This is a genomic window from Rhodococcus sp. RDE2, assembly GCF_020885655.1.
GTDB classification, from domain to species: Bacteria; Actinomycetota; Actinomycetes; order Mycobacteriales; family Mycobacteriaceae; genus Rhodococcus; species Rhodococcus pyridinivorans.
On the sequence record NZ_AP025186.1, the window covers coordinates 251,959 to 276,282 of the forward strand.

The window sequence follows — 24,324 nt, forward strand, 5'->3', positions numbered from 1 at the left end:
AGGACGAAGTGCGTACATCCGTGGTCGGATTTGCCGGATCGTTGCGCCGGAATCGAGCGGTGATGCAGGCAAGTGTTTGTTCCTGCCCACCCCGGGTACCGCCGGGGACATGACCACCGTGGATCGCATCGCGGATCCGTGGGGTTCGCGCACACCCTATGGACCCGGGCAACGCTGGCCCACCCGCGTCGACACCTATCTCGCCGACGGACTGACCGAGGACGATGTCGACAGGTGGGTGCAGTCGGCGACCATCCTGCATTCCAACGGCGACGGCCTCGACATCGCCGTCAAGGACGGACGCATGGTGGGGGTTCGCGGACGCGCCGTCGACCGGGTCAACCACGGCCGGGTCGACCCCAAGGACCTGTTCGGCTGGCAGGCGAACCACTCGGAGGACCGGCTCACCGCGCCGTTGATCCGGCGCGACGGCAAGCTCGTCGAGACCGACTGGGACACCGCGATGGATGCCGTCGCCGGTCGCACGAAGCAGCTGCTCGACGAGCGCGGCCCCAGCTCGGTCGGCTTCTACACCACCGGGCAGTTGTTCCTGGAGGAGTACTACACCCTCGCGCTCATCGGGCACGGTGGCATCGGCACCAACCACATGGACGGCAACACGAGACTGTGCACGGCGACGGCGGCAGCCGCCCTCAAACAGTCCTTCGGGTGCGACGGCCAGCCAGGCTCCTACACCGACATCGACCATGCCGACGTCATCGCGCTCTACGGACACAACATGGCCGAGACACAGACGGTGACATGGACGCGGATCCTCGATCGGCTCGCCGGACCGAATCCGCCGGCCGTGATCTGTGTGGATCCGCGGCGGACGCCGGTCGCGCGGGCCGCGACGGTGCACCTCGCTCCGCGCCCGGGTACCAACGTCGTCCTCATGAACGGGCTGTTGCACGAGATCCTGCGACGCGGGTGGATCGACGAGAAGTACATCGAGGACCACACCGTCGGATTCGACGAGCTGCGCAGCCGGCTTGCCGACTACTCCCTCGAGAAGGCCGCCGAGATCTGCGACGTCCCCATCGAGGATCTGCGGGAGGCCGCTCGACTGCTCGGCACGGCGGAGCGGCTGCTCTCGACGGTCCTGCAGGGCTTCTTTCAGTCCCATCAGGCCACCGCGGCCGCCGTTCAGGTGAACAACATCCATCTCGTGCGCGGCATGCTCGGCAGGCCCGGTTGCGGAGTCCTCCAGATGAACGGGCAGCCCACCGCGCAGAACACCCGTGAATGCGGAGCCGACGGTGACCTGCCGGCCTTCCGGAACTGGGCCAACGAGGCGCACGTCGAGGACCTCGCCCGGGTGTGGAACATCGACCCGATGCGGATCCCGCACTACACCGCGCCCACCCACCTCATGCAGATGATGCGGTATGTCGAGGACGGCTCGATCCGCTTCCTCTACGTGAGCGGGACGAACCCGGCCGTGTCCCTGCCGGAGCTGCGCCGGGTGCGCGAGATCCTCTCCCAGGACAGGCTTTTCCTCGTGGTGCAGGACATCTTCCTGTCGGAGACCGCGCAACTCGCCGACGTCGTCCTGCCCGCTGCGACCTGGGGTGAGAAGACCGGGACGTTCACCAACACCGACCGCACCGTGCACCTGTCGGAGAAGGCCGTCGAACCACCCGGGCAGGCCAGGCCCGATCTCGACATCTTCGCCGACTACGCGCGCCGGCTCGACCTGCGGGACAAGGACGGCGACCCGCTCGTGAAGTGGTCCACGCCCGAGGAGGCGTTCGAGGCGTGGAAGGAGTGCACGGCCGGGCGGCCCTGTGACTACACGGGCATCACCTACGAGAAACTCCGTGGCGGAAGCGGAATCCAGTGGCCGTGCAACGCCGACGCCCCCGACGGGACCGAACGTCTCTACGAGGGCGGAAAGTTCTGGGCCGCACCGGACTACTGCGAGAACTACGGACGCGACATGGTCACCGGAGCGCCGGTCGAACCCACCGAGTACCGGGCGCTGAACCCCTTCGGCAAGGCGATCATCAAGGCGGGTGAGTATCTTCCCCCGCACGAGACGGTCTCCGACGAGTATCCGTATCTGCTCACCACCGGCCGCACGCTCTACCACTTCCACACCCGCACGAAGACCGGTCGTGCCCCGCAACTGCAACGCGCGGCACCGGAGGTGTGGGTGGAGATGTCGGCGGGCGATGCCGAACGGCACGGCTGGTCGGAGGGCGACCTGCTGCGGGTCGACACCCCGCGCGGGCACGTCACCGCGCGGCTGCGGATCAGCGGGATCCGGACCGGGGTGCTGTTCCTGCCGTTCCACTACGGCTACTGGGACACCCCCGCGGGTCACGAACCGGCGCTCGAGGGGCGCGCGGCCAACGAACTGACCTTCACCGACTGGGACCCGGCGTCGAAGCAACCCCTGTTCAAGTCGGGTGCCGCGCGCGTCGAACGGGTCGCCGTCGCCGACGACGGGCCGTCCGCGGCGCCGACCACCACCGCCTCGGCGCCCGTCTCCGGCACCGTGCCCGCCACTTCGGGTGGACCGGACGCCGAGATCACCGAGACGCTCGACGACGGAGGGCCGCGATGAACAAGGTGTCCCTGGCGATCCGCGAACTGCACCGATCGGAGAACGACCTGGCGACCGAGCTGCTGCGCACCGCGGACCGGCACAAGGTCGACCACGAGATCTTCCACGTGGCGCGTGACATCGCCGGCTGGTCGCAGCAGCACGTGCACGAACTCGCCCGCGTCGGTCACGACTACGACCTCGATCTCGACGACGAGCCCCAGGGCGTCCACGAGGTGCTCGCAGAGGTGCGGCGGAAGGGAAGCGAGATGCTCGGACGCCGGCACGCCCCGAGTGTCCTGTTGCTGCGGGACCTGCGCACCGTGCACCGCATGGCGGCGGGCGTCTCGCTCGACTGGGAGATCCTCGCCCAGACGGCGCAGGCCCTGAGCGACCGCGAACTGCTCGCCCTCTCGAAACGCTGCCATCCCCAGACCCTGCGTCAACTGCGCTGGGCGAACGCGAAACTCAAGGAGATCGCCGCGCAGACGGTCGTCACCGACTGAGCAGCGCCGAAGTCAGGGCCGTTCGAACCTCTCCTCGCGCCCGAGTCTGCGCAGCCGGATCCACTCGCGCAGGCCGGCCAGGTCGCGGCGGGTGATCAGGAAGTACCAGCCGAACCGCACCCATTCCTGGGGCAGCAACCGGCGCAGTCCCGGCTGCGAGAGCAGGTAGCCGCGGTTGCGGTAGGTGAAGAACCGCTTGGTGTCGTTGTCCGGATACTGCGTGTGCATCCGGCCACCGAGGATCGGCTTGAACTCGTCGGCACCGTCCGGGTGCAGGTAGGCCGTCTGCAAACAGGTGCCGAACGGCAGGCCCGACCGGACGAGACGGCGGTGCACCTCGACCTCGTCGCCGCGGACGAACAGGCGCAGGTCGGGCACGCCCACCGCGTCGATCGCCGCGGCCGTGAAGAGGGCGCCGTTGAACAACGAGGCGATGCCGGGCAGCAGGTCCTCGTCGCCGAGTTCGTGCCGCCATCGCCGCCACACCACACCGCGGCGCAGCGGGAAGGCGAGGCGATCGGGTTGCGCGATGTCGCACACGACCGGCGACACCTCGGCCAGGCCGTTGCGCTGCGCGCAGTCGAGCAGCGTCGCGAGCACGTCCGGTCCCTCGGGGCGGCCGTCGTCGTCGGCGAGCCACACCCGGTCGGCGCCCAGCGACAGTGCGTACAGGATGCCGAGGGCGAAGCCGCCCGCGCCGCCGAGATTGTGCTTCGAACCGAGATAACTCGTGGGCAGGTCCACCGCGTCGACGAGCTCGCGCACCGCGTCCTCGTCGCCGTTGTCGACCACCACGAGATGATCGAGCGGACGGGACTGCGAGGCAAGAACTTTCAGCGAATCCGCCAGCAACTCACGACGGCGGTGCGTGACGACGACGCCGATGATCCGTTCGTCAGCCACCGTTCGAACCCGTCGAGGCCGCGGTGTCGTGGGCGGACTTCGCGATCCGCTCACGCTCGAGCTCGTGGAGGATCGTGCGCACGTGATCGCCGGCCTCGTCGCCCTCGTAGGCGCGCACCACGTGCTCGATGTCGCCCTGCTCACGGATCTGGCCGTGATCGATCCACATCGCCTGGTCGCACAGCTGGGCGAGGAACTCGTTGGAGTGGCTGGCGAACACGAGGATGCCCGAACGCGCGACGAGATCCTGCAGACGCACGCGCGCCTTCTTCATGAACTCCGCGTCGACCGCGCCGATGCCCTCGTCGAGCAGCAGGATCTCGGGGTCGATGCTGGTGACCACACCGAGCGCAACGCGCACCCGCATACCGGTCGAGTAGGTGCGCAACGGCATGTTGAGGTAGTCGCCGAGCTCGGTGAACTCGGCGATCTCGTCGACCTTGGCCAGCATCTGCTTGCGGCTCATCCCGAGGAACATGCCGCGGATGACGATGTTCTCGTAGCCGGAGATCTCCGGGTCCATGCCGACGCCGAGGTCGAACACCGGCGCGACGCGGCCCTTCACCCGGGCGTGGCCGCGGGTGGGCTCGTAGATCCCCGAGAGCAGACGCAGCAGCGTGGACTTGCCGGCGCCGTTGTGGCCGACGAGCCCGACGCGGTCGCCTTCCTTCAGCGACATCGTGATGTCGCGCAGAGCCTCGACGACCACGACGTCGGAGTTGTTGCGGCCGATCGCTCCGCCCGCCTTACCCAGGAAGGCCTTCTTCAAGGAGCGGGTCTTGGCGTCGAAGATGGGAAAGTCGACGCACGCGCCGCGCGTTTCGATGCTGACCCGACTCACGATGCTGCTCCAGACGCTGACACGGGACCCGAGCGTACCCGTCGCGCCGATACCCGAGTCCCGGGGCGTACCCGGTGGGACTACAGGTACTGGCCGGTTCCGGGGTGGGTCTGGCCGGGGATCTGCTGATCGTTCTGGCCGTGACCGCCGTGCACGGCACCGGACGGGAGGGCTCCCTGACGCATCTGCTCGAGCTGGGCACGAGCGGCCATCTGCTGAGCGAACAGCGCCGTCTGGATGCCGTGGAACAGACCTTCGAGCCAGCCGACGAGCTGGGCCTGCGCGATGCGCAGCTCGGCGTCGGAGGGCACTGCGTCCTCACCGAAGGGCAGCGCGAGCCGCTCGAGTTCTTCCCGCAGGTCGGGGGCGAGGCCCTGACCGAGTTCGCGGATGGACGACAGGTGGATGTCCTTGAGCCGGGTGCGGCTGGCGTCGTCGAGCGGCGCGGCCTTCACCTCTTCGAGGAGTTGTTTGATCATGGTGCCGATCCGCATGACCTTCGCCGGCTGCTCGACCATGTCGGCCAGGGATTCGCCGCCGTTCTCGGTCTTCTCCTCCTCCGGTCGGCCGTCGGCCTCCACGCGGGCCGCCTCCTCACGGGAGACACGGATGGGTCGGCCGTCGGGTCCGATCACGAGAACCTGGTCGTTGTCCGGATGCGTCATGGCTCCATTCTCCCTTTCCCACCCCGGGGGTGCCCGGTTGCCCGAAGGTCCCGGAGTGCCGGGTACCCCGATCGAGCCTACCGAGACGGCAACGCCGAGTGCAGGTACGGCGCGTCCCGATTGACATCGGGACCTAGAGTGTCTGCCATGGCTTACGACGTTGCCCGGATCCGGGGGTTGATCCCCTCGCTCGGGGACGGGTGGATCCATCTCGATCCACGGGCCGGTATGCAGATCCCCGACGTGGTGTCGCGCACCGTGTCCACTGCCTTCCGCAACTCGGCCGCGTCGTCGACCGGACGGCACCTGTCGTCGCGTCGCAGCGCCGCGATCCTCCAGGAGGCGCGCGTCGCGGTCGCGGAACTCGTGGGTGCCGACCCGGACGGCGTCGTCCTGGGTCCGAGCCACGCGGTGCTGCTCGCCTGGCTCGCCGAAGCGCTCAGTTCCCGCCTCGGGCTCGGCACCGGCATGGTGCTCTCGCGGCTCGACGACGAGGCGAACATCGCTCCCTGGTTGCGGGTCGCGAGCCGCTACGGCGCGCAGGTGCGCTGGGCCGAGGTCGAGATCGAGACGTGCGAACTGCCCACCTGGCAGTACGAGGAACTCATCACGCCCACCACCCGGCTCGTCGCGCTCACCGCGGCGTCGTCGATCGTCGGCACCGCGCCCGACGTGCGGGTCGTCGCGGATCTCGTCCACGAGGTCGGTGGGCTCATGGTCGTCGACGCCGCCGGCGCCGCCCCCTACGCCCACGTCGACATCGACGATCTCGGCGCCGACGTCATCACCGTCGACATCGCCGCATGGGGCGGACCGCAGATCGGTGCGCTCGTCTTCGCCGACCCCTCGCATCTCGAACGAGTCCCGGCGATGTCGCTGAACCCGCACGCACGCGGCGCCGAACGTCTCGAGGTGGGCGGTCACCAGTTCGGTCTGCTCGCCGGTATCCCCGCGTCCATCGACTTCATCGCCTCACTGGACGACGACGCCACCGGTACGCGCCGCGAGCGTCTCGACATCTCGATCAGCTCGATGCAGAACTACCAGGACGTGCTGTTCGACCGCCTCATGCGGCAGCTCGACAGCCTCACCGGCGTGATCGTGCTCGGCCGCGCATCGAGCCGCGTCCCCACCCTCAGCTTCACCGTCGACGGCGTCCCGGCCGAGAAGGTCGCCGCGCATCTCGCCGACCGCCGCATCGCGACGGTGGCGAGCACCCGCGGATCGAGCCGGCTCCTCGACTCCCTCGGCGTCAGCGACGAAGGGGGAGCGGTGAGCATCGGCCTCGCCCCCTACACCACGAGCTTCGAGGTCGATCAGCTCGTCCGCGAGCTCCGCAACCTCTAGTTGCGTTCGATCCGCAGCACGACCTTCCCGACGGTCTCGGGGCTGTCGAGCAGTTCGTGTGCCCGGGCGGCCTCGGTGATCGGCAGCTCGGCGTGCACGACGGGATGGACCTTCGCCTCCTCGATGAGCGGCCACAGATTGGCGCGCACGGAGTCGATGATCTCGCTCTTGCCCGACGGACCCGAGTCCGGACGGCCGCGCAGGCCGGTCGCGGCGACGTGACCGCGCTTGGCGAGCAGCTTGCCGAGGTGCAGTTCGCCCTTGGTGCCGCCCTGCATGCCGATGACGACGAGCCATCCGTCGGGAGCGAGGACGTCGATGTTCCGGGACAGATACTTCGCGCCCATGTTGTCGAGCACGACGTCGGCGCCACCGAAGGCGTTGCGCACCTCGGAGACGAAGTCCTGTTCGCGGTAGTCGATCGCCAGGTCGGCGCCGAGTTCGCGGCAGCGGTCGAGCTTGCCGGCCGAAGCCGTCACCGCCACCTTTGCGCCGAGCGCCTTGCCCACCTGGATGGCGTGCGTGCCGATGCCACCGCCGCCACCGTGCACGAGCAGGACGTCGCCGCGCTTCAGGCCGGCCGTCATCACGACGTTCGACCACACCGTGCACGCGATCTCGGGAAGCGACGCGGCGACCGCGAGGTCGATGCCCTTCGGGACGGGCAGGAGCTGGGAGGCGGGGACCGCGACCTTCTCGGCGTAACCGCCGCCGGTGAGCAGGGCGCAGACCTTGTCGCCGATGTTCCAGCCCGTCACACCCTCACCGAGTTCGGAGATCACTCCGGAGCATTCGAGGCCCAGGATGTCGCTCGCCCCCGGGGGCGGCGGGTAGAGGCCGCGTCGTTGCAGCAGGTCGGCGCGGTTGACCGCGGTCGCCGCGACATCGAGAAGTACGTGCCCGGGAGGCAGGTCCGGGTCGGGCTGCTCGGTCCACCGGAGAACTTCTGGACCACCGGGTTCGGTGGCGACGATTGCATGCATGTGTTCGACGCTATCGCGTGCGACGCGGTGAGGGGATGATCACTCCGCTCGCGGCGCGCTCACCTGCTCGAAACTACCGTGCAGTAACCGGATCGGGCCGTCGGCATTACACTCCCGGCGTGACCAGCGAACGAGACGAACCCAAGTGGTTGACCGCAAAGGAGCAGGAGGCCTGGCGTCTCTACATGGACGGCAACAACCGTCTCATGAGCGCCCTCGGTCGGTCCCTCAACGATCGACACGACCTGTCGCTGGCGGAATATCGGATCCTGGTCATGCTCTCCGAAGCCCCCGACGGCGCCTTGCGCATGAGCGACCTCGCCGACGGCGTGCTGTCCTCGCGCAGTCGTCTCACCCATCAGATCCGGCGGATGGAGCAGGAGAAGATGGTCGTGCGCAGTTCGTGCCCCGACGACGGTCGCGGTGTGCTCGCCACCATCACCGAGGAGGGCCGGCGGCGTCTGGCGGAGGCCGCCCCCACCCACGTCGACGACGTGCGCAACTACCTCATCGACCTGCTGTCGGCCGACGAACTCGACATGCTGGCGCGGGTCTTCGCGCGCGTCGAGCACACTCTGGCCGACCGCTGAGGTCGCGAATCGGTTAGGCCCTGCTTGCGTCGAGCGGTTAGGATCTGCCACGGAAGCGTGGCAGAGCGGCCGAATGCACTCGCCTTGAAAGCGAGCTTGGGTAACACCAACGGGGGTTCAAATCCCTCCGCTTCCGCCACGGAAGAGGTTCCGGCACCCGTCAGGGAGTCGGAACCTCTTCTCGTTTCTACCGCCGGGTGGCGACCATCTTCTCCTCGAGGATCCAGGTGCGCCCCTCGTCGACGGAGTATTCGCCGAGCCAGACGAAGTGATCGGCGCCCACCTCCGTGAACCGCCACCGGAGGAACGGGTCGCCGTCGGTGCTGATCAGGTGCATCTCGTCGCCGGACGGCCGTCCGACGAACGTGCGGACGCGCCCGTGGATCGGCTCGATCCAGGTGGAACGCCAGGCGCCGATCCCGTCGTCGAAGAACCGGATCGTGGTGCCGTGGAACGAATAACGCTCGTCCTCGGTCGACTGCTGATCACCGGCCGGGACGATCCACACGTCCTGGATCGCTCGCCCGCCGAGCACGGTGCCGAAGTGCACTTCTCCCCACAGTGACGCGGGTGCCTCCTCGTCCCCGGGGCGACTCCACTGCAGATCCCAGCTTCCGTCGAACCGTGAGAAGGCCTCGAGCTTCGGATCGGCGACGCCGGTCAGAAGAGTGGCATCGAGAGCATTCATGCGGCCAGTGTGCCCGCGCCGTGCGGGCATGTCCCCGGATCCCGGGAGTCGATCGCGATGCGTCAGCTCGGTCCGGCGGCCACCGCTCGGTCCACGGCCGCGGCAGCACCGTCGTGCCAGGGTTCGCCGTGGCCGACGAGGACATGTTTCGCGCCGGTACCGGCGATGGCCGCCAGGGAGGCGAGGGCGGTAGCGCTGTCGGCGGTTGCCGCACCCGAGACGATCTGCGGACCGTGCCTGCCCGTGTACGGATCGAGGGTGACGATGGCATCGCCGACGATCACGGTGTCGCGGTCGGGGAGATGCAGCGCGCAGTGCCCGTAGGTGTGGCCGGGGGTGTGCAGGGGGACGGGCCGGCCCGGCAGGTCGAGGGGTTCGGAGTCGTGGAAGAGCGTCACGTCGTCGACCCCCCGCACCCACAACGCACCGGCCACGGTCATCCGGGCGAGCACGGGGATGCAGGCGGGATACCGGACGGGATAGAGCAGCCGGTTGCGTTCGTGCTGGTAGCGGTAGGGGTGGGCGGCGAGGAACTTCTCGTCACGATGCGCCCACACCGGCACCCGCCACCCTTCACGCAGCCGCTTCGCCGACCCGACGTGATCGAAGTGGGCGTGCGTGAGGACGACTCCCTGCACGTCGTCGATCCGGCGACCGATGTGCGAGATCGCCTCCTCGATGCGACCGGCCGTCGCGGGCAGTCCCGTGTCGACGATGGTCACTCCGGCGTCGTCCTCGATCAGGTAGACGTTGACGTCGGCGTGCGCGAGGCGATGCACGCCCGGCGCGACATCCGTGTGGAGCATGGCGGCCCTTCGCTCGGGGAACGTGCGGGTTCAGCTGTGTCCGTCGATCTCGTCGGCGATGAAGGCGGCCCACGACCGCACCTCGTCCTCACCCGCCGACGGACCGAACGACCGGTAGTCGAGCGCGGCGAGTTCGGACACCAGATCCGGTGTGTCCTCGGCGCTTTCGTCGCCCACTGCGAACAACCACACGAGCTGCTGACTCAGCCCGGAGGCCCGCGACGACAACAGTTCGGCGGTATCGGGCGAGTACTCGCCGGCGTCGACCTCGCCTCCGAAGACGACGCCCTCGAACTCCTCCGACCGCTCGAGGTCGGAGATGTCACCGACGGTGACGTCGATGTCCCGCTCTCCCAGGGCGTCGGCGACGAGCCGGGCGATCTTCTGGGTCGGACCTTCGGGACTGTCCGTGACGACGAGAACGGTCATTGTGTCTCCAGCATGTTCGGCGACTCGGGTTCACTGGTGCGTTCCCGGTCCCCGAGGGGCGGAAACATGTGCCCGGCCGTTGCGGGAGGTCGATCCGGCCTACGGGGTGCTGTCGGGGAAGACCTCGAACGTCTTCGTACCGACTGCGGTGGAAAGTCCTTCGGGTCCGACGACTTCGGTCGTGACCATATAGACACCTGGGGTCCCCAGCACGAGTTCGTTGGCGCGCATCCGCCCCGAACAGGCGGCGCTCCGGTCGTTGTGGACGTACCCGCCCGGGCCGGTCACCGTCGAGACCACCTGGCAGGTCTCCTTCCAGAGTTCACCGTCCGCGGTCTGCGCCCGCCACCGGAAGATCACGCTCGCCTTCCCCCACGAGGTCGCCTCGTACATGTCGGGTCCGATGAGGTGACCGAGTCCGGAACGCTCGGTCAGGACGGTCACCGACGTGACGACGGGAACGGCCGGCGCTGCGGACGTGGTGGTCGGTGCGGTGGTGGTCGGTGCGGTGGTGGTCGGCGGGACCGCGACCGGCGAGGTGGTCGAGGACGCGGTCGTACTCGGCGTGGTCGTCGCGGGCACCGATGTGGTCCGCGGGGTGGTGGCCGGAACCGTCTCGGTGACCGTCACGTACGAGGTGACCGTCGACGGCGGTGTGTCGGCCGCAGGACTCGCACCACCGCAGGCGGTCAGTGCGGTGACGCCCGCGGCGCAGCCGAGCGCGAGCAAACCTGTCCGGAGCAGTCCACGACGCATGACGACCATGCTCGATCACACGGCCGCCCTGCACAGTCGTCCGATCGATCGACGTCTCAGCCGGAGATGCCGAGCGCCCGCACCCCCGGCGCCCCGGAGCGGCGGACGAAGTCGGAGTCGGCGAGGCGTTCGTCCGCACCGAGATCCAGCGACAGGTCGACGGTCGCGGCGAGTCGGTACGGCTTGCTCTCGATCACGTCCCCGATCGCGCGGCGCAGCCGCGACACCTCGGCGCGGACCGATACCGCGTGGTCGTCGTCCCCGTAGAGGGCCCGGCTGAGCGCCGCGACCGTCATGCCGTCCGGGCCGCGCTCGTGCAGCAACAGCAGGATCTCGGCCTGACGTGCGGTGACGATGCTGCGCCACGAGTCGTCGTCCCCGAACACCTCCACCGTGGGCGACGACGACACGTGCAGCACCATCCGCATGCGCGACGACGAGGCCGCACCCCGGATCAGCCAGCCGTGCGAAAGGCGCTCGGGCACACACAGTCCCATACCGGGAACGGTCAGCGGGCGTGCGTGCCGCGGAACCGCGACCCGCTCGGCGGCGATACCGGAGGCGTGCGCGACCCAGCCGTCCTCGTCGACGAGCAGCACCGGTCCCCGCGTCGACGACAGCAACGGAGCGGCCTCGGTGCGCAGCCGTTCGAGCCGCACCTCGTGCCGCCGCCACAGTTGCGCTTCGGCGAGCCGGACGGCGGTGTCGACGAGGGCGATGATGGCCGGGTGCAGGGTCAGCGCGGGGCCGCTGACGTCGACGATGCCCAGCAGGTCGCCGCGGATCGGATCGTGGATCGGCGCGGCGGTGCAGTACCAGGGGTGCTGGGTCGTCTCGAAGTGCTCACCCGAGAACAACTGCACGGGCGCGGCCTCCGCGAGCGCCGTGCCGATGGCGTTGGTGCCGACCGTCGACTCGGTCCACACCGTGCCCTCCTGGAAACCGAGGGCGTCGGCGCGGGAACGGATCGCTGCCGAGCCGCTGCGCCAAAGGATCACGCCGTCGGCGTCGGTCACCACCAGCAGCAGATGCGAGGCGTCGGCGACGGGCGTGATGACCTGCTCGAGATCGCCGATCACCGCGGAGAGGGCGGATGCGCGTCGACGTCGCTCGACCTCCGCAGCGGGGAGCCGGCTGCGCTCGTTGGTGCCGGTGGGATCGAGGCCTGCGTCGAGCACGCGCTGCCACGAGCGGGACACGAGGGGGCGGGGTCGCATGGGTGACCGGGCGCCGCCGATCACCGCGTCGTGCATCCGCGTCAGCTCCCGCGCGTAGCGCGACAGGTCGGTGCCGGGCGCGATCGCGCTGAACGTGGTCACGGTCTCCTCTTCGTCGTCGTCCTCGGAGCATAGGTGGCAAATGTGTGCTGCGCCACACATCGGATGCCGTGCAACGTGACGCAACGCTTGTGGGGGAGCGGCCACGGGGAGTGTCCTGGATCACATCACCACGGGAAAGGACTCACCATGACCGACACCCTCGACAAGCCCACGACCTCCGGCGCCGCGACGCCCGACGAACGCGTCGACGCCTGGTTGCAGGCTTTCGAAACCGCCCTCGCGCAGCGCGACGTCGACGCCGCTGCGGGCCTGTTCGGCACCGATTCCTTCTGGCGCGACCTGGTCGCCTTCACCTGGAACCTCAAGACCGTCGAGGGACGCGAGGGCGTCTCGGACATGCTGCACGCGCGACTCGCCGACACCGATCCGAGCGGCTTCCGCACCACCGAACCTGCGAGCGACGACGACGGCGTGCTCAGCGCCTGGATCGCGTTCGAGACCGCGGTCGGTCGCGGCGTCGGCCATCTGCGCCTGAAGCGCGATGAGGAGAGCGGCGAGGACCGTGCCTTCACGTTGCTGACCACGATGCAGGAGCTGAAGGGCCACGAGGAGAACAAGGGCACGCGTCGCCCCCGCGGCACGAAGCACGGTGCGGACAAGCACCGCGTCACGTGGTCGGAGCAGCGCGAGATCGAGGAACGCGAACTCGGCTACACCCGTCAGCCCTACGTCGTGATCATCGGTGGTGGTCAGGGCGGCATCGCGCTCGGCGCACGCATGCGTCAGCTCGGTGTGCCCGCGATCGTGCTCGACAAGTACGACCGTCCCGGCGACCAGTGGCGCGGCCGCTACAAGTCGCTGTGCCTGCACGACCCCGTCTGGTACGACCACCTGCCGTACATGCCGTTCCCCGACAACTGGCCGGTCTTCGCGCCCAAGGACAAGATCGCGGACTGGCTCGAGATGTACACGAAGGTGATGGAGGTTCCGTACTGGTCGAAGTCGGAGTGCACCTCGGCGAGCTACGACGAGGCGACGGGCGAATGGACCATCAACGTCGTGCGCGACGGCGAACCGGTGGTCCTCCGGCCGAAGCAGCTCGTCATCGCGACCGGCATGTCGGGTAAGCCGAACATCCCCGACTTCCCCGGGATGGACCTGTTCCGCGGCGAACAGCACCACTCCAGCGCACACCCGGGCCCGGACGCCTACGCCGGCAAGAAGGCCGTCGTGATCGGTGCCAACAACAGTGCCCACGACATCTGCGGTGCCCTGTGGGAGGTCGGCGCCGACGTCACCATGGTGCAGCGCTCGTCGACGCACATCGTCCGATCCGATTCGCTGATGGATCTCGGTCTCGGCGACCTGTACTCCGAGCGGGCCCTCGCCGCCGGCGTCACGACCCAGAAGGCCGACCTGACCTTCGCGTCCCTGCCGTACCGGATCATGCACGAGTTCCAGATCCCGATTTACGAGAAGATCCGCGAGCGCGACGCCGAGTTCTACGACCGGCTCGAGAAGGCGGGCTTCCAGCACGACTGGGGGGACGACGGTTCGGGTCTGTTCATGAAGTACCTGCGTCGCGCATCCGGCTACTACATCGACGTCGGCGCCTCCGAACTCGTCGCGAACGGCGACATCAAGCTCGCCCACGGCAACGTCCGCGAACTCACCGAGACGTCGGTGATCCTCGAGGACGGCACCGAACTCGAAGCCGATCTCGTCGTCTACGCGACCGGCTACGGCTCGATGAACGGCTGGGTCGCCGACCTGATCTCGCAGGAGGTCGCGGACAAGGTGGGCAAGTGCTGGGGTCTGGGCTCCGACACCACCAAGGACCCCGGTCCCTGGGAGGGTGAGCAGCGCAACATGTGGAAGCCCACGCAGCAGGACGGCCTGTGGTTCCACGGCGGCAACCTGCACCAGTCGCGGCATTACTCGCTCTACCTGGCGCTGCAGCTCAAGGCGCGCTACGAGGGCATCCCGACCCCGGTCTACGGACTGCAGGAGGTGCACCACCTCCGCTGATCGACTCGGCTCCCACGCGTCGCTCCCGCCACCAGGCGGGGGCGACGCGGCCGTGGATTCTCCGATACGTCACGAATCGGCGGGTGAGTATTAGGGTCGCGTGCAGGTCCGCTTGACCGGGTACAGGTAGTGACTGTGAGATCACTGCAGGTCGTCGGGGGACGGGGAGTTCGATGGTGAAGAGACTTGCGGCGGCTGTGGCAGTGGCCCTGATGGCGCCGGTCTGCGGCACGGCGATCGCCCATGCCCGACCGGTCCATGCCCAACCGCCCCACATGCAACCGGTGTCGGCCAGGATCGACCACGTCGAGCGCGTCGGCGACAGGCAGACGAAGCTGTTCGTCCACTCCGCCTCGATGAACCGGGTCGTGCCGGTGCAGGTGCTGCACCCGGCCTCGGCGGGGCCGCGCCCCACTCTCTATCTGCTCGACGGCGTCAGCGCCGGCGAGGAGTCCGAGTTCCGCGAGAGCACGTGGACGCAACGCACCGACATCGAGGAGTTCTTCGCCGACAAGAACACCAATGTCGTCCTTCCCGTGGGTGGCACCGCGAGCTACTACACCGACTGGAACAACCCCGACCCCGTCCTCGGCATCAACAAGTGGGAGACCTTCCTGACGGAGGAACTGCCCCCGCTGATCGACGCCGAGTTCGACGGCAACGGCACCAACGCCGTCGCGGGTCTGTCGATGGGTGCCACCGGCGCGATGTCCCTGATCACCCGCAACCCCGACCTCTACCAGGGGGTCGCGGCGCTCAGCGGCTGCTACGACACCTCCAGCGACCGCTCCCGCGACACCGTCCGCGGGACCGTCGCGTACAAGGGTGGCAATCCCGACAACATGTGGGGGCCGCCCGAGGACGCGCGGTGGGAGGAACACGACTCCTACCTGCTCGCCGAGAAACTGCGCGGCAAGGAGGTCTTCCTCAGCACCGGCAACGGCCTGCTCGGCCCGCACGATCTCGGTGCCGGTCAGGACGTGCTCACCGTCGGTGCGCCGCTCGAGATCGGCACCTTCGTGTGCACCGTCACCTACGACCGTCGCCTCCGCGAACTCGGCATCCCCGCGCAGGTCGTCTACCGCCCGTGGGGCACGCACTCGTGGGGTTACTGGCAGGACGACATCAAGGCCGCCTGGCCGACCCTCGCCGACGCACTCGGACTCCGCTGACCGCGCATCGACGGCACCGTCTCAGTGCAGGCGGATGCGGTCGACGGCCGGCGGCTCCACGCGTGAGCGGGTCGCCAGATAGCTGTTGAGGGCATCGAGATCCTTGCCCGCGCCGACCAGCCCGTGCGCTTCCGTGCACACGGTGAAACCGTCGCCGCCGCCGGCCAGGAAGTTGTTCATCACGACCTTGTACACGCGTTCGGGGTCGACGGCCTCGCCGTCGATCGTGATCGAACGGATCCGTTCGCCGCGCGGCGCCAGGCGGTCGAGTGTGTAGTTCAGATTGTGCGACGGCGCCAGGATGCGTTCGATCTCCGAGCCGACCGGGCCGTCCTGGAACTGCTGCTCGAGCAGCACGTCGAGCTGGGCCCCGGTGAGGTCGAGTACCTGCAGCATGTTCCCGAAGGGCTGCACGGCGTAGGTCTCGCGATACGAGACGGTGCCGTCGCCGGCGAGGAGGTCGCCGCGCAGTCCGCCGGGATTCATCAGGGCGATCTGAGCCCCGAGATGCCGCGTCGCTGCGAGTTGCGCATCGGCCACCAGATTGCCCAACGCCGACTCTCCGCTCGGGCTCTCGCTGCGCGTGACGTCGGCACCGATGCGGGCGATGGACCGGTTCGCGACCTCCGCCGACTTCTCGACCGCCCGGTCGACGAACTCGAGAGTGGTCGGATCCGGATCGATGTCGTGCGTGACGACCTGCGTGAAGACGACGGTCCGGTCGCGCAGCACCTCCCGGCTCTGCCGGTCGATGACCAGATCGGCGACGGAGAGGATGCGCCCGTGCGAGGCGCCCTGCACGACGGTGCGCGGCCTGCCCGCCGGGTCGGTGTAGGTGCAGTTGAAGTGCCGGTCGCCGTCGGAGGTGATGATGAGGTCCACATCGGGGGAGACGGACGTCGCGATCGCCGCCGCCCCGCCGTCCCCGCTCGGGCACGGATCGTCGCCGTCGATGGCTCCGATGTCGCCCTTGTAGAGCACCACGATCGAACGGACGCCGAGCGCGCCGAGGATGTCGGCGGTGCGGTTGACGGCGGCGATCTCGTCCTCGAACCGCAATCCGGCAATCGCGTCGGGCCGGATGATGTCGGGGGTGTTGCTCGGCACGACGCCGATGACCCCGACGGGCAGTCCGTCGACGTAGTCGATGCTGTAGGGGAGAGCGGCCGGTGTGCCGTCCGACGTGGTGAGGTTGGCGCCGAGGATCGGGAAGTTCGCACCCTCGAACGGCTCGGTGTAGAGGCACCCTTCCTTCGGGTGGCACCCGCCGTCCCGGAGCCGCTCGAATTCGGCGTAGCCGCGGTCGAGTTCGTGGTTGCCGAGGGTCGCGGCGGTGAGGTCGAGTTCGTCGAGCAGGGCGATGGTCGGCTCGTCGTGGAACAGACCCGACTCGAGCGGCGACGAACCCCACGTGTCGCCCACCGCGTAGAGCACGGAGTTGTCGGCCTGTTCCCGGAGCTGCCGGACGTAGGCGGCGAGATAGGCCGCACCGCCCGCGGGGACCGAGACGCCGTCCGACCGGACGACCTCGCCGTGCAGTCCCTGCGGGGGCAGCAGATTTCCGTGCAGGTCGCCGAATGCGATCACCCGGAGCGGGACGGTGTTCGAGGGGACCGTGCTGGTCGGTGCAGCGCCGGCGGGTGCCGCACCACCGAAGGCGACCAGTGAGCCGACGACTGCGCAGGCCGACAGGGCGCGCCGCACCTTGCCTGCCCCCATGCAGTTCCTCCGACCCCGGCCCGATCCGACCGCCCGAGTCTGTCAGGGCCGGATCACGCCACCGATACCCAGCCATAACGGTTGGGTCTCGTCACAGGATCAGCCGATGCCGGCGAGTGCCCGTCCCTGCCCGGTCGCGAAGTCGAGGAACAGATCGTTCTCGTGCGGGTCGCCGATCGTCACCCGTGTGCCCTCGCCGGTGAAGTTGCGCAGGACCACGCCTGCCTCCGCTGCGGCCTCGGAGAACGCGGCGGAGCGTTCACCCAGCGGCAGCCAGAGGAAGTTTGCGGCGCTCGCGGGCACCTCGTAGCCGGCCTCGACGAGTGCCGCGTGGACCCGTTCCCGCTCGGCGACGACACCCTCGGTGCGCGCGAGCAACTCGTTCGCGGCGGCGAGCGAGGCCACGGCAGCCGTCTGGGCGAGCGAGTTGACGGAGAACGGGGTGTGGACCTTGCTCAGCGCCGTCACGACGGACGGGTCGGCGACGGCGTACCCGACGCGGATCCCGGCGAGACCGTAGGCCTTGGAGAAGGTGCGGAGCACGACGACGTTGCTGCGGCCCTCCGCGAGCTCGAGACCGTCGGGCAGATCCTCACCGGGCTCGGGGCGGACGTACTCGAAGTACGCCTCGTCCAGGGCGACGACGATGTGCTCGGGGACGGCGTCGAGGAACTGTGCGAGCTCCTCCTTGCCCAGCAGCGACCCGGTGGGGTTGTTGGGATTGCACACGAAGATCAGCCGCGTGCGCTCGGTGATCGCGGCGAGCATGGCCTTCAGGTCGTGACCGTGATCCGCGGTGTTCGGGACGCGCACGGCGGTCGCGCCGGCGACGGCCGCGATGATCGGGTACGCCTCGAACGACCGCCACGCGAAGATCACCTCGTCGCCCGCGTCGCACGTGATCTGCACGAGCTCCTGGCACAGGCTCACCGATCCGCAGCCCACGGCGATCCGCTCGGTCGGGACGCCGAGTCGCTCCGACAGTGCCGCGACGAGCTCGGTCGCGCCGTTGTCGGGGTAGCGGTTGAGGCCGGCGGCAGCGTCGGCGATCGCCTCCCGGACGCTGGGGAGCGGGCCGATGGTCGTCTCGTTGCTGGCGAGCTTCACCGCACCGGGGAACGAGCGGCCCGGAACGTAGGCGGGGATCGATTCGAGGTCGGGGCGGGTCCGTGGAGTCACGAGCCGATTATGCGCCTCGTCGTGGGACCGTCTGTCGGCAGGATGGGGGAGACCGTCCATCTACACGCCTCTGACCAGGCGTTTTGCGTTTCCCCTCGGGGCATGTGTAATGTTTCGATCCGGCGGTTCGAGAGCATCGAATCCCCGAGGAGGCGTGCCAGAGCGGCCGAATGGGACTCACTGCTAATGAGTTGTCCCCCTTACCGGGGACCGGAGGTTCAAATCCTCTCGCCTCCGCCAGTTGGTGTAGCGTCACCAACGACAATTGAATACACATGCGCCCGTAGCTCAACGGATAGAGCATCTGACTACGGATCAGAAGGTTAGGGGTTCGAATCCCTTCGGGCGCACACACGAAAACCCTCACCGGCACTTCTGGTGAGGGTTTTCTCGTTCTCGACCTTCTTGCTGCAGAGCCGCTCAGGTGAGCTGTGTGATGATCCTCTCGGCGAAGTCCTCGATCGGCGCGCGGTACTGCTCGGCGGTGCCGAGGAGGTGATCGTGGTCGCCCGAGTGGGTGGCCTCCCAGTTCGCCCACGGCGACACCATGACGCCGGTGATGCCGATCTTCTCCGCCCGCCGGTACAGCTCCACGGACGGCTCGTCGCGCAGGCCGACGATGAAGTCGAAGGGCTCGTTCTCGCGTCCGTACTCGCGGCGGTAGCCGTTGATGCGATCGATCCACTGCTCGGCGACGTCGATCGTGTAGGCGGTGCCGACCCAGCCGTCGCAGTAGCGCGCGGCACGTCGGAGCGCCGGTCCGGATTCGCCACCGCACAGAATCGGTACCGGGCTCGGCGGGTGGGGTTCGATGGTCATCTCGGGGATGTCGTAGTACTCGCCCCGGAACGAGACCCATCCACCCTTCCATAGTTCGCGGAGCGCCCGGATCATCTCGTTCAGCCGGGGTCCGCGATTGTCGAAGTCCTGGCCGAGCAGTTCGAACTCCTCGCGCATCCACCCCGCGGACAGCCCGATGGAGACGCGACCACCGGCGATCGTGGCGGCGGTGCCCACCTGCTTGGCGACCTCGAGGATCGGCCGGGACGGCGCGATGTAGACGTTGTTGCCGAAGTGCAGGTTCTTCGTCACGGCGGCCATCGCTCCGATGAGCACCCAGGCGTCGGGCCACTCGGTCTCCGGTGACCAGAACGGCTTGCCGCTCTCGTGCCCGGGATAGACGGTCTTCATCTCCTTCGGGTAGATCAGGTGGTCCGAGACGAGCAGGCCGTGGAATCCGGCGTCGTCGAGCATGCGGGCGACGGCCGGCATCTCCGCAGTCTTCATGAATGCGGTCCCGCTCCAGAACTTCACTCGAATGCCCTCCGAATTTCGATGTCCGCCGATATCGACGTAGAAGAGTGACGCTTACATTCTCAAGAACAAGGTTCTATCGGAGTGTGTGGTCGCAGTCACCAGCCGAAACGCCCTTGTCTTCGATTCCTGCGCAACGAGTGAACGTTCCGTCTCCGTTTCGGATGGACCTTCGGCTCGGGAGCGGCCGCTCGATCGTCCGCGTCCTCGACCCGGGATCGTGCCGGTGCCGCGGGTGAAATCCGTCTATTGACGAGCCCGCTGGAGCAGAAGTAGATTTCGTATCACTCTCGAAAAGTTAACGACGATTCGCACGACGGCCCGGCAACGGCGGTCGCACTCTGCGGGGAGAAGACATGGAACTAGCGTGGTCAGAGGCCGACGCCGCCTTCAGAGACGAGGTGCGATCGTTTCTCGAGGAGAAGCTGACGCCCGAACTGCGGCGGGCCGGCCGACTCGCGACGAGCGTGTACTCCGACCATGAGGCGAGCATGGAGTGGCAGCGCATCCTCCATGAGCGTGGTTGGGCGGCGCCGGCCTGGCCGGTCGAGTACGGCGGCTGCGACTGGACGCAGACGCAGCACTACATCTTCAGTCGCGAGTCGATCCTCGCGGGCGCCCCGAACCTGTCGCCGATGGGCATCCGCATGGTCGCGCACGCGATCGTCGCCTACGGCACCGAAGAACAGAAGAGCTACTTCCTGCCCCGGATCCTCACCGGCGAGGTCTTCTTCTGTCAGGGCTACTCCGAGCCCGAGGCCGGTTCCGACCTCGCCTCGCTCAGCATGGCGGCGGTCGACGACGGCGACGACCTGATCGTCACCGGCAGCAAGATCTGGACCACGCACGCCACCGAGGCGAACTGGATGTTCGCCCTCGTGCGCACCTCGAAGACCGGTCGCAAGCAGCAGGGCATCACCTTCCTGCTCATCGACATGACCTCGCCCGGCATCGAGATCCGGCCCCTGGTCATGACGTCCGGTGAGGAAGTGCAGAACCAGGTCTTCTTCGACGGTGTGCGTGTCCCGAAGAAGAACGTGCTGGGGAAGATCGACGACGGCTGGACCGTCGCGAAGTACCTGCTCGTCTTCGAACGAGGGGGAGCGGCGGCAGCGCCGGCCCTGCAGGTCATGGCCGAGCGGATCGCCGAGGCGGCCGCCGAACAGCCCGGCCCGTCGGGCGGCAGGCTCATCGACGATCCGGCGTTCTCCGCCAAGCTCGCCGAGGCGCGTATCCGCACCGAAGTACTCGAGATCCTCGAATACCGCACTCTCGCAGCGTTGTCCGCGGGCAAGAACCCCGGTCCTGCATCGTCGATGCTCAAGATCCTGGGCACCGAACTCAGCCAGACGATCACCCAGCTGACCCTCGAAGCGGCCGGTCCGCGCGGCCGGGTCTACCAGCCGCACATCACCGCGCCCGGTGGTCCGGTGGCCGATTACGTTCCGCCCGTCGACGGCTACGTCAGCGGTGAGGATTGGCAGGCCGCCGCGCCGCTGCGTTACTTCAACGACCGTGCCGGGTCGATCTACGCCGGCAGCAACGAGATCCAGCGAAACATTCTCGCCAAAGCAGCATTGGGGCTCTGATGGACTTCGGTTTGAGCAAGGAGCAGGAGCTCCTTCGTGATTCGGTCACCAAGTTCCTCGCCGGTCGCTACGACCTGGCGCAAAGCCGGAAGGTCGCGACCACCGGCGAAGGTTGGCAACCGGAGGTGTGGCGGGCATTCGCCGAGGAACTCGGAATCCTCGGGGCCACGCTTCCGGAAGAGGTAGGGGGGATGGGCGGCGGACCGGTCGAGTTGATGGTGGTGTCCGAGGCACTCGGGCACGCACTCGTCATCGAGCCGTACGTCGACACGGTCGTCCTCGGGGGCGGGCTGCTCGATCGCGCAGGGGTCGATCGAGCCAGGTCCGTCCTCGAGGCGATCGCTGCCGGTGAGGCCGTCACGGCGTTGGCCGCGATCGAACCCACCTCCGGATACGTCTTCCACGACGTGTCCACCACCGCGCGTCGCGAGGGCGACGAGTGGGTCGTCGACGGGGAGAAGACCGTCGTCACCAGCGCTCCGCTCGCGACGCACCTGCTCGTCACCGCCCGCACGTCGGGCGAGCGCACCGACACCGACGGCATCTCGCTGTTCCTCGTCGACTTCGACCCCGCGAACCCGCCGGCCGGTGTGGAGATCCACTCCTACCGCACGATCGACGATCGACGTGCCTCCGACATCGTCTTCTCGGGTCTGCGACTGCCCGCCGACTCGCTGCTCGGCGAGGAGGGTGGCGCATGGCCGTCCGTCTCGCGCGGCATCGACGAGGCGACCGCCGCCGTGTCCTCCGAAGCGGTAGGTCTCATGCGCAAGGTGCTCGCCGACACCGTCGAGTACGCCAAGCAGCGTCAGCAGTTCGGTCAGCCCATCGGCAGCTTTCAGGCGCTCCAGCACCGCATGGTCGACATGTACATGGAGGTCGAGCAGGCGGTGTCTGCCGCCTACCTGGCCGTTCTCCATCTCGACAGCGACGATGCCACGCGGGCACGCGCGGTCTCGGCCGCGAAGGCGACGATCAGCCGTGCGGCACGCTTCGTCGGCCAGAACGCCGTCCAGCTCCACGGCGGCATGGGCATGACGGAGGAGCTCGCCGTCGGGCACTACTTCAAGCGACTGACCGCGATCGAATACGAGTTCGGCACCGCCGAACAGCACGTCGCGCGGTACGCACAGCTCACGAAGGGCTGATCGGATCGGTGCCAGGGCCGGTGCGGGGGATCACCCCTGCGCCGGCCCTGCATCCGTTTCCGGGGGAGCAGCCAGAGCATCCTCCACGCGCGTCGCGGCGACGACGGGATCCTCGTGCTCCCACACCCGCACCACCGTCCAGCCCGCGGCCTGCAGACGTGCATCGGTGTCCCGATCGCGCTGCACGTTGGCGGCGAGCTTGGCCGCCCACCACTCGGCGTTGTTCTTTGGGAACGTCGCGTGCTGCGGGCAGCTGTGCCAGAAGCATCCGTCCACGTAGACCGCGACCCGACGACGAGGGAAGACGAGGTCGGCCCGGCGTCGCATACCGGGCAGGGGAGCTCGGTCGACGAAGAACCGCCGCCCCCGGCGATGCAGTTCCTTGCGCAACGCCACTTCGGGAACGGTGTCGCGTCGGCGTTGCCGGCTCATCCGCGCACTCGTACGCGGATCCGTCCCGGGCCGATCCGACGACGCCATCACGGTGTCTTTCAGGCCGCCACTCGCGGGAAGCCACCCATGCGTTCGAGGTGGTTCTCGACGTCCTCGAGGAATCCGGGCAGGAAACGCAGGTTGCCGGAGCGCGCGCGTCGGAGAAATCCTGCCGTCGCCCGCGCCGACAGCAGACGGGCGTCGAGGAGGAAACCGCCGAGGTCCTCGTAGGGAGCCTGGACGGGCCACTGCGACTCGTGCACGCGGAACGCCTGCCCGCGGGCACCCCACGCGGCGGTCGGCCAGGTGTCGCCCGGAAGCAGCGGGGTCTCGTGATCGGAGCTGTACGCAATGGGGTTGTTCAGGCGGTGGCCCACCCACGACGCCATCCGCACGCTGACGGCATTGCCGACCAGACGCCACCGATGCCCGGCACGGACGCCGGGCGCCTCGACGGCAGGGGCGGTCCAGTCGGCATCGAATCCCTGGAGTCTCTCCGCGTCGGTCAGGCCGGGGGTGACGATCTCGCCGGACGGCAGTCGCACCGCCGGCGGGCTGGCGATACCGAGGGTCGAACCGCCCTTGAGCGTGGGCACGGCGTTGACTGCCCATCCGAGACCGCGCACACCCTCGGTCCAATAGAAGCCGCAGGGGAACAGATCGGGATTGCCCTCCATGGGCATGCCGGCGTCCTGGCCGAACAACACCGTGCGGGGATCGTCCGTGCGTGAGGCGACCATCAGGACGCGGTGCCGACGCTGGGGGAGACCGAAGGCGCGGGCATCGACGACGCGATAGGCCCACATGTAGCCGAGTTCCTCGAGCGCGTCGGTGATGTGGCGCATCGCCGCACCGCGGCCGAGCTGCAGCATGAAGGGAACGTTCTCGACGACGAGCCAGCGCGGCCCGTTCTTACGCTTCACGAGACGGAACACTTCGTCGACGAGCCCGGACTTCGATCCCGTGATGCCGGCCGTGCGTCCGGCCTGGGAGAGGTCCTGGCACGGGAAGCCTGCGGCGACCAGTTCGGTATCGCGGGGGAGAGAGCGGAGACGCGTGACGTCCGGATGAAGCGGAACGTCGGGGAAGCGCGTACGTAGTACTGCCTGAGCACCCGGCTCGATCTCGCAGAGGAGTTCGGTGTTCCACCCGTGTCGCCCGAGTCCGAGCTCCAGTCCGCCGATACCGGCGAACAACCCCACCATGTTCCCCGTCGACGTCACGGCACCCTTCCTCGCTCAGCTCAACGGTGAACGTTACTCGAGAAGTAGGACGATCCGTGAGCGGACGCGACGAGCACCACGATGGAGGGGTCCTCCTACCCCTCCTGCAAAGGGCGCCGGGCCACCGAAACCGCCGATGACCTGGCGATTTGGTGTTCTGGGAGATGTTCGCGTAACT

General features: G+C 68.3%; 22 protein-coding genes and 3 tRNA genes. 11 read left to right on the top strand and 14 right to left on the bottom strand.

Features of this window, described 5'->3' with window-relative positions; all coding sequences use genetic code 11:
• The first annotated feature begins 109 nt into the window (after positions 1-109).
• Both LPH33_RS01145 and LPH33_RS01150 read left to right on the top strand, forming a co-directional pair.
• Complete coding sequence (locus LPH33_RS01145; protein WP_229566804.1) at positions 110-2,569, top strand: molybdopterin oxidoreductase family protein; 2,460 nt, start codon at positions 110-112, stop codon at positions 2,567-2,569.
• The gene (locus tag LPH33_RS01150) at positions 2,566-3,054 is read left to right on the top strand and encodes a hypothetical protein (RefSeq protein ID WP_160877298.1); all 489 of its coding nucleotides are present in this window, start codon (positions 2,566-2,568) and stop codon (positions 3,052-3,054) included. The genes LPH33_RS01145 and LPH33_RS01150 overlap by 4 nt, the downstream gene beginning before the upstream one ends.
• Positions 3,055-3,066: 12 nt before the next feature.
• Here LPH33_RS01150 and LPH33_RS01155 read toward each other — a convergent pair whose 3' ends face one another.
• From LPH33_RS01155 to LPH33_RS01165, 3 genes are all read right to left on the bottom strand, one after another.
• Positions 3,067-3,957 carry a glycosyltransferase gene (locus LPH33_RS01155; RefSeq protein ID WP_229566806.1) on the bottom strand — a complete coding sequence of 297 codons (891 nt, stop codon included), beginning with the start codon at positions 3,955-3,957 and terminating at the stop codon, positions 3,067-3,069.
• Positions 3,950-4,801, bottom strand: coding sequence for an ABC transporter ATP-binding protein (locus tag LPH33_RS01160; RefSeq protein ID WP_085989369.1), 852 nt, complete (start codon positions 4,799-4,801; stop codon positions 3,950-3,952). The genes LPH33_RS01155 and LPH33_RS01160 overlap by 8 nt, the downstream gene beginning before the upstream one ends.
• 77 nt (positions 4,802-4,878) lie before the next feature.
• On the bottom strand, positions 4,879-5,463 hold the full coding sequence (locus LPH33_RS01165) for a bacterial proteasome activator family protein (protein WP_016692665.1): 585 nt from the start codon (positions 5,461-5,463) through the stop codon (positions 4,879-4,881).
• Positions 5,464-5,610: 147 nt separating this feature from the next.
• Here LPH33_RS01165 and LPH33_RS01170 point away from each other — a divergent pair, with 147 nt between their 5' ends.
• The gene (locus tag LPH33_RS01170) at positions 5,611-6,810 is read left to right on the top strand and encodes a cysteine desulfurase-like protein (protein ID WP_016692666.1); all 1,200 of its coding nucleotides are present in this window, start codon (positions 5,611-5,613) and stop codon (positions 6,808-6,810) included.
• On the opposite strand, the gene LPH33_RS01175 is transcribed toward LPH33_RS01170, so the two are convergent.
• Complete coding sequence (locus LPH33_RS01175; RefSeq protein WP_160877292.1) at positions 6,807-7,793, bottom strand: NAD(P)H-quinone oxidoreductase; 987 nt, start codon at positions 7,791-7,793, stop codon at positions 6,807-6,809. The two genes, LPH33_RS01170 and LPH33_RS01175, sit on opposite strands and share 4 nt — an antisense overlap.
• Before the next feature lie 119 nt (positions 7,794-7,912).
• Between LPH33_RS01175 and LPH33_RS01180 the strand changes: the two genes are divergently transcribed.
• Both LPH33_RS01180 and LPH33_RS01185 read left to right on the top strand, forming a co-directional pair.
• Positions 7,913-8,383, top strand: a complete 471-nt coding sequence (locus tag LPH33_RS01180) for a MarR family winged helix-turn-helix transcriptional regulator (protein WP_016692668.1) — start codon at positions 7,913-7,915, stop codon at positions 8,381-8,383.
• A gap of 51 nt (positions 8,384-8,434) precedes the next feature.
• Positions 8,435-8,522, top strand: a tRNA-Ser gene (locus LPH33_RS01185).
• 48 nt (positions 8,523-8,570) lie between these two features.
• On the opposite strand, the gene LPH33_RS01190 is transcribed toward LPH33_RS01185, so the two are convergent.
• From LPH33_RS01190 to LPH33_RS01210, 5 genes are all read right to left on the bottom strand, one after another.
• A complete protein-coding gene (locus LPH33_RS01190) occupies positions 8,571-9,071 on the bottom strand; it encodes a hypothetical protein (protein WP_037190414.1) in 501 nt (166 codons plus the stop codon).
• Positions 9,072-9,133: 62 nt separating this feature from the next.
• The gene (locus tag LPH33_RS01195) at positions 9,134-9,877 is read right to left on the bottom strand and encodes an MBL fold metallo-hydrolase (protein WP_016692670.1); all 744 of its coding nucleotides are present in this window, start codon (positions 9,875-9,877) and stop codon (positions 9,134-9,136) included.
• A gap of 30 nt (positions 9,878-9,907) precedes the next feature.
• Entirely contained in the window at positions 9,908-10,306 is a 399-nt protein-coding gene (locus tag LPH33_RS01200; protein ID WP_016692671.1) for a flavodoxin domain-containing protein, read from the bottom strand.
• Between the two features lie 99 nt (positions 10,307-10,405).
• The gene (locus LPH33_RS01205; RefSeq protein ID WP_157788872.1) at positions 10,406-11,062 is read right to left on the bottom strand and encodes a hypothetical protein; all 657 of its coding nucleotides are present in this window, start codon (positions 11,060-11,062) and stop codon (positions 10,406-10,408) included.
• A gap of 56 nt (positions 11,063-11,118) precedes the next feature.
• On the bottom strand, positions 11,119-12,381 hold the full coding sequence (locus LPH33_RS01210) for a helix-turn-helix domain-containing protein (protein ID WP_229566807.1): 1,263 nt from the start codon (positions 12,379-12,381) through the stop codon (positions 11,119-11,121).
• A 147-nt stretch (positions 12,382-12,528) separates the two neighbouring features.
• Between LPH33_RS01210 and LPH33_RS01215 the strand changes: the two genes are divergently transcribed.
• Positions 12,529-14,370 carry an NAD(P)/FAD-dependent oxidoreductase gene (locus LPH33_RS01215; RefSeq protein WP_229566809.1) on the top strand — a complete coding sequence of 614 codons (1,842 nt, stop codon included), beginning with the start codon at positions 12,529-12,531 and terminating at the stop codon, positions 14,368-14,370.
• A gap of 173 nt (positions 14,371-14,543) precedes the next feature.
• Positions 14,544-15,542 (top strand): alpha/beta hydrolase, encoded by a 999-nt coding sequence (locus LPH33_RS01220; protein WP_026061225.1) that lies wholly within the window; start codon positions 14,544-14,546, stop codon positions 15,540-15,542.
• A gap of 21 nt (positions 15,543-15,563) precedes the next feature.
• Here the strand turns inward: LPH33_RS01220 and LPH33_RS01225 are convergent, their stop codons facing one another.
• Together LPH33_RS01225 and hisC are read right to left on the bottom strand one after the other, a co-directional pair.
• Positions 15,564-17,261 carry a bifunctional metallophosphatase/5'-nucleotidase gene (locus LPH33_RS01225; protein WP_016692675.1) on the bottom strand — a complete coding sequence of 566 codons (1,698 nt, stop codon included), beginning with the start codon at positions 17,259-17,261 and terminating at the stop codon, positions 15,564-15,566.
• A gap of 99 nt (positions 17,262-17,360) precedes the next feature.
• Positions 17,361-18,440, bottom strand: coding sequence for a histidinol-phosphate transaminase (gene hisC / locus LPH33_RS01230; RefSeq protein WP_160877284.1), 1,080 nt, complete (start codon positions 18,438-18,440; stop codon positions 17,361-17,363).
• 148 nt (positions 18,441-18,588) lie between these two features.
• Here hisC and LPH33_RS01235 point away from each other — a divergent pair.
• A tRNA-Ser gene (locus tag LPH33_RS01235) sits at positions 18,589-18,680 on the top strand.
• A gap of 37 nt (positions 18,681-18,717) precedes the next feature.
• Positions 18,718-18,790, top strand: a tRNA-Arg gene (locus tag LPH33_RS01240).
• A 70-nt stretch (positions 18,791-18,860) separates the two neighbouring features.
• On the opposite strand, the gene LPH33_RS01245 is transcribed toward LPH33_RS01240, so the two are convergent.
• A complete protein-coding gene (locus LPH33_RS01245; RefSeq protein WP_016692677.1) occupies positions 18,861-19,754 on the bottom strand; it encodes a TIGR03619 family F420-dependent LLM class oxidoreductase in 894 nt (297 codons plus the stop codon).
• A 356-nt stretch (positions 19,755-20,110) separates the two neighbouring features.
• On the opposite strand from LPH33_RS01245, the gene LPH33_RS01250 reads away from it, so the two are divergent.
• Together LPH33_RS01250 and LPH33_RS01255 are read left to right on the top strand one after the other, a co-directional pair.
• Entirely contained in the window at positions 20,111-21,343 is a 1,233-nt protein-coding gene (locus LPH33_RS01250) for an acyl-CoA dehydrogenase family protein (RefSeq protein ID WP_059382197.1), read from the top strand.
• Complete coding sequence (locus LPH33_RS01255) at positions 21,343-22,491, top strand: acyl-CoA dehydrogenase family protein (protein ID WP_229566810.1); 1,149 nt, start codon at positions 21,343-21,345, stop codon at positions 22,489-22,491. The genes LPH33_RS01250 and LPH33_RS01255 overlap by 1 nt, the downstream gene beginning before the upstream one ends.
• 30 nt (positions 22,492-22,521) lie before the next feature.
• Here the strand turns inward: LPH33_RS01255 and LPH33_RS01260 are convergent, their stop codons facing one another.
• Both LPH33_RS01260 and LPH33_RS01265 read right to left on the bottom strand, forming a co-directional pair.
• Positions 22,522-22,971, bottom strand: coding sequence for a very short patch repair endonuclease (locus LPH33_RS01260; protein ID WP_267499185.1), 450 nt, complete (start codon positions 22,969-22,971; stop codon positions 22,522-22,524).
• Between the two features lie 11 nt (positions 22,972-22,982).
• On the bottom strand, positions 22,983-24,128 hold the full coding sequence (locus tag LPH33_RS01265; protein WP_024102730.1) for a DNA cytosine methyltransferase: 1,146 nt from the start codon (positions 24,126-24,128) through the stop codon (positions 22,983-22,985).
• Positions 24,129-24,324: the final 196 nt, after the last annotated feature.

Excerpts from the sequence above, each read along its gene's own strand:
- LPH33_RS01165 (WP_016692665.1), bottom strand. The coding sequence starts at position 5,463 with ATGACGCATCCGGACAACGACCAGGTTCTCGTGATCGGACCCGACGGC.
- LPH33_RS01200 (WP_016692671.1), bottom strand. The coding sequence starts at position 10,306 with ATGACCGTTCTCGTCGTCACGGACAGTCCCGAAGGTCCGACCCAGAAG.
- LPH33_RS01170 (WP_016692666.1), top strand. The coding sequence starts at position 5,611 with ATGGCTTACGACGTTGCCCGGATCCGGGGGTTGATCCCCTCGCTCGGG.
- LPH33_RS01260 (WP_267499185.1), bottom strand. The coding sequence starts at position 22,971 with ATGGCGTCGTCGGATCGGCCCGGGACGGATCCGCGTACGAGTGCGCGG.
- LPH33_RS01255 (WP_229566810.1), top strand. The coding sequence starts at position 21,343 with ATGGACTTCGGTTTGAGCAAGGAGCAGGAGCTCCTTCGTGATTCGGTC.
- LPH33_RS01220 (WP_026061225.1), top strand. The coding sequence starts at position 14,544 with ATGGTGAAGAGACTTGCGGCGGCTGTGGCAGTGGCCCTGATGGCGCCG.
- LPH33_RS01205 (WP_157788872.1), bottom strand. The coding sequence starts at position 11,062 with ATGCGTCGTGGACTGCTCCGGACAGGTTTGCTCGCGCTCGGCTGCGCC.
- LPH33_RS01250 (WP_059382197.1), top strand. The coding sequence starts at position 20,111 with ATGGAACTAGCGTGGTCAGAGGCCGACGCCGCCTTCAGAGACGAGGTG.
- LPH33_RS01190 (WP_037190414.1), bottom strand. The coding sequence starts at position 9,071 with ATGAATGCTCTCGATGCCACTCTTCTGACCGGCGTCGCCGATCCGAAG.
- LPH33_RS01225 (WP_016692675.1), bottom strand. The coding sequence starts at position 17,261 with ATGGGGGCAGGCAAGGTGCGGCGCGCCCTGTCGGCCTGCGCAGTCGTC.
- LPH33_RS01195 (WP_016692670.1), bottom strand. The coding sequence starts at position 9,877 with ATGCTCCACACGGATGTCGCGCCGGGCGTGCATCGCCTCGCGCACGCC.
- LPH33_RS01215 (WP_229566809.1), top strand. The coding sequence starts at position 12,529 with ATGACCGACACCCTCGACAAGCCCACGACCTCCGGCGCCGCGACGCCC.
- LPH33_RS01145 (WP_229566804.1), top strand. The coding sequence starts at position 110 with ATGACCACCGTGGATCGCATCGCGGATCCGTGGGGTTCGCGCACACCC.
- LPH33_RS01150 (WP_160877298.1), top strand. The coding sequence starts at position 2,566 with ATGAACAAGGTGTCCCTGGCGATCCGCGAACTGCACCGATCGGAGAAC.
- LPH33_RS01175 (WP_160877292.1), bottom strand. The coding sequence starts at position 7,793 with ATGCATGCAATCGTCGCCACCGAACCCGGTGGTCCAGAAGTTCTCCGG.
- LPH33_RS01265 (WP_024102730.1), bottom strand. The coding sequence starts at position 24,128 with ATGGTGGGGTTGTTCGCCGGTATCGGCGGACTGGAGCTCGGACTCGGG.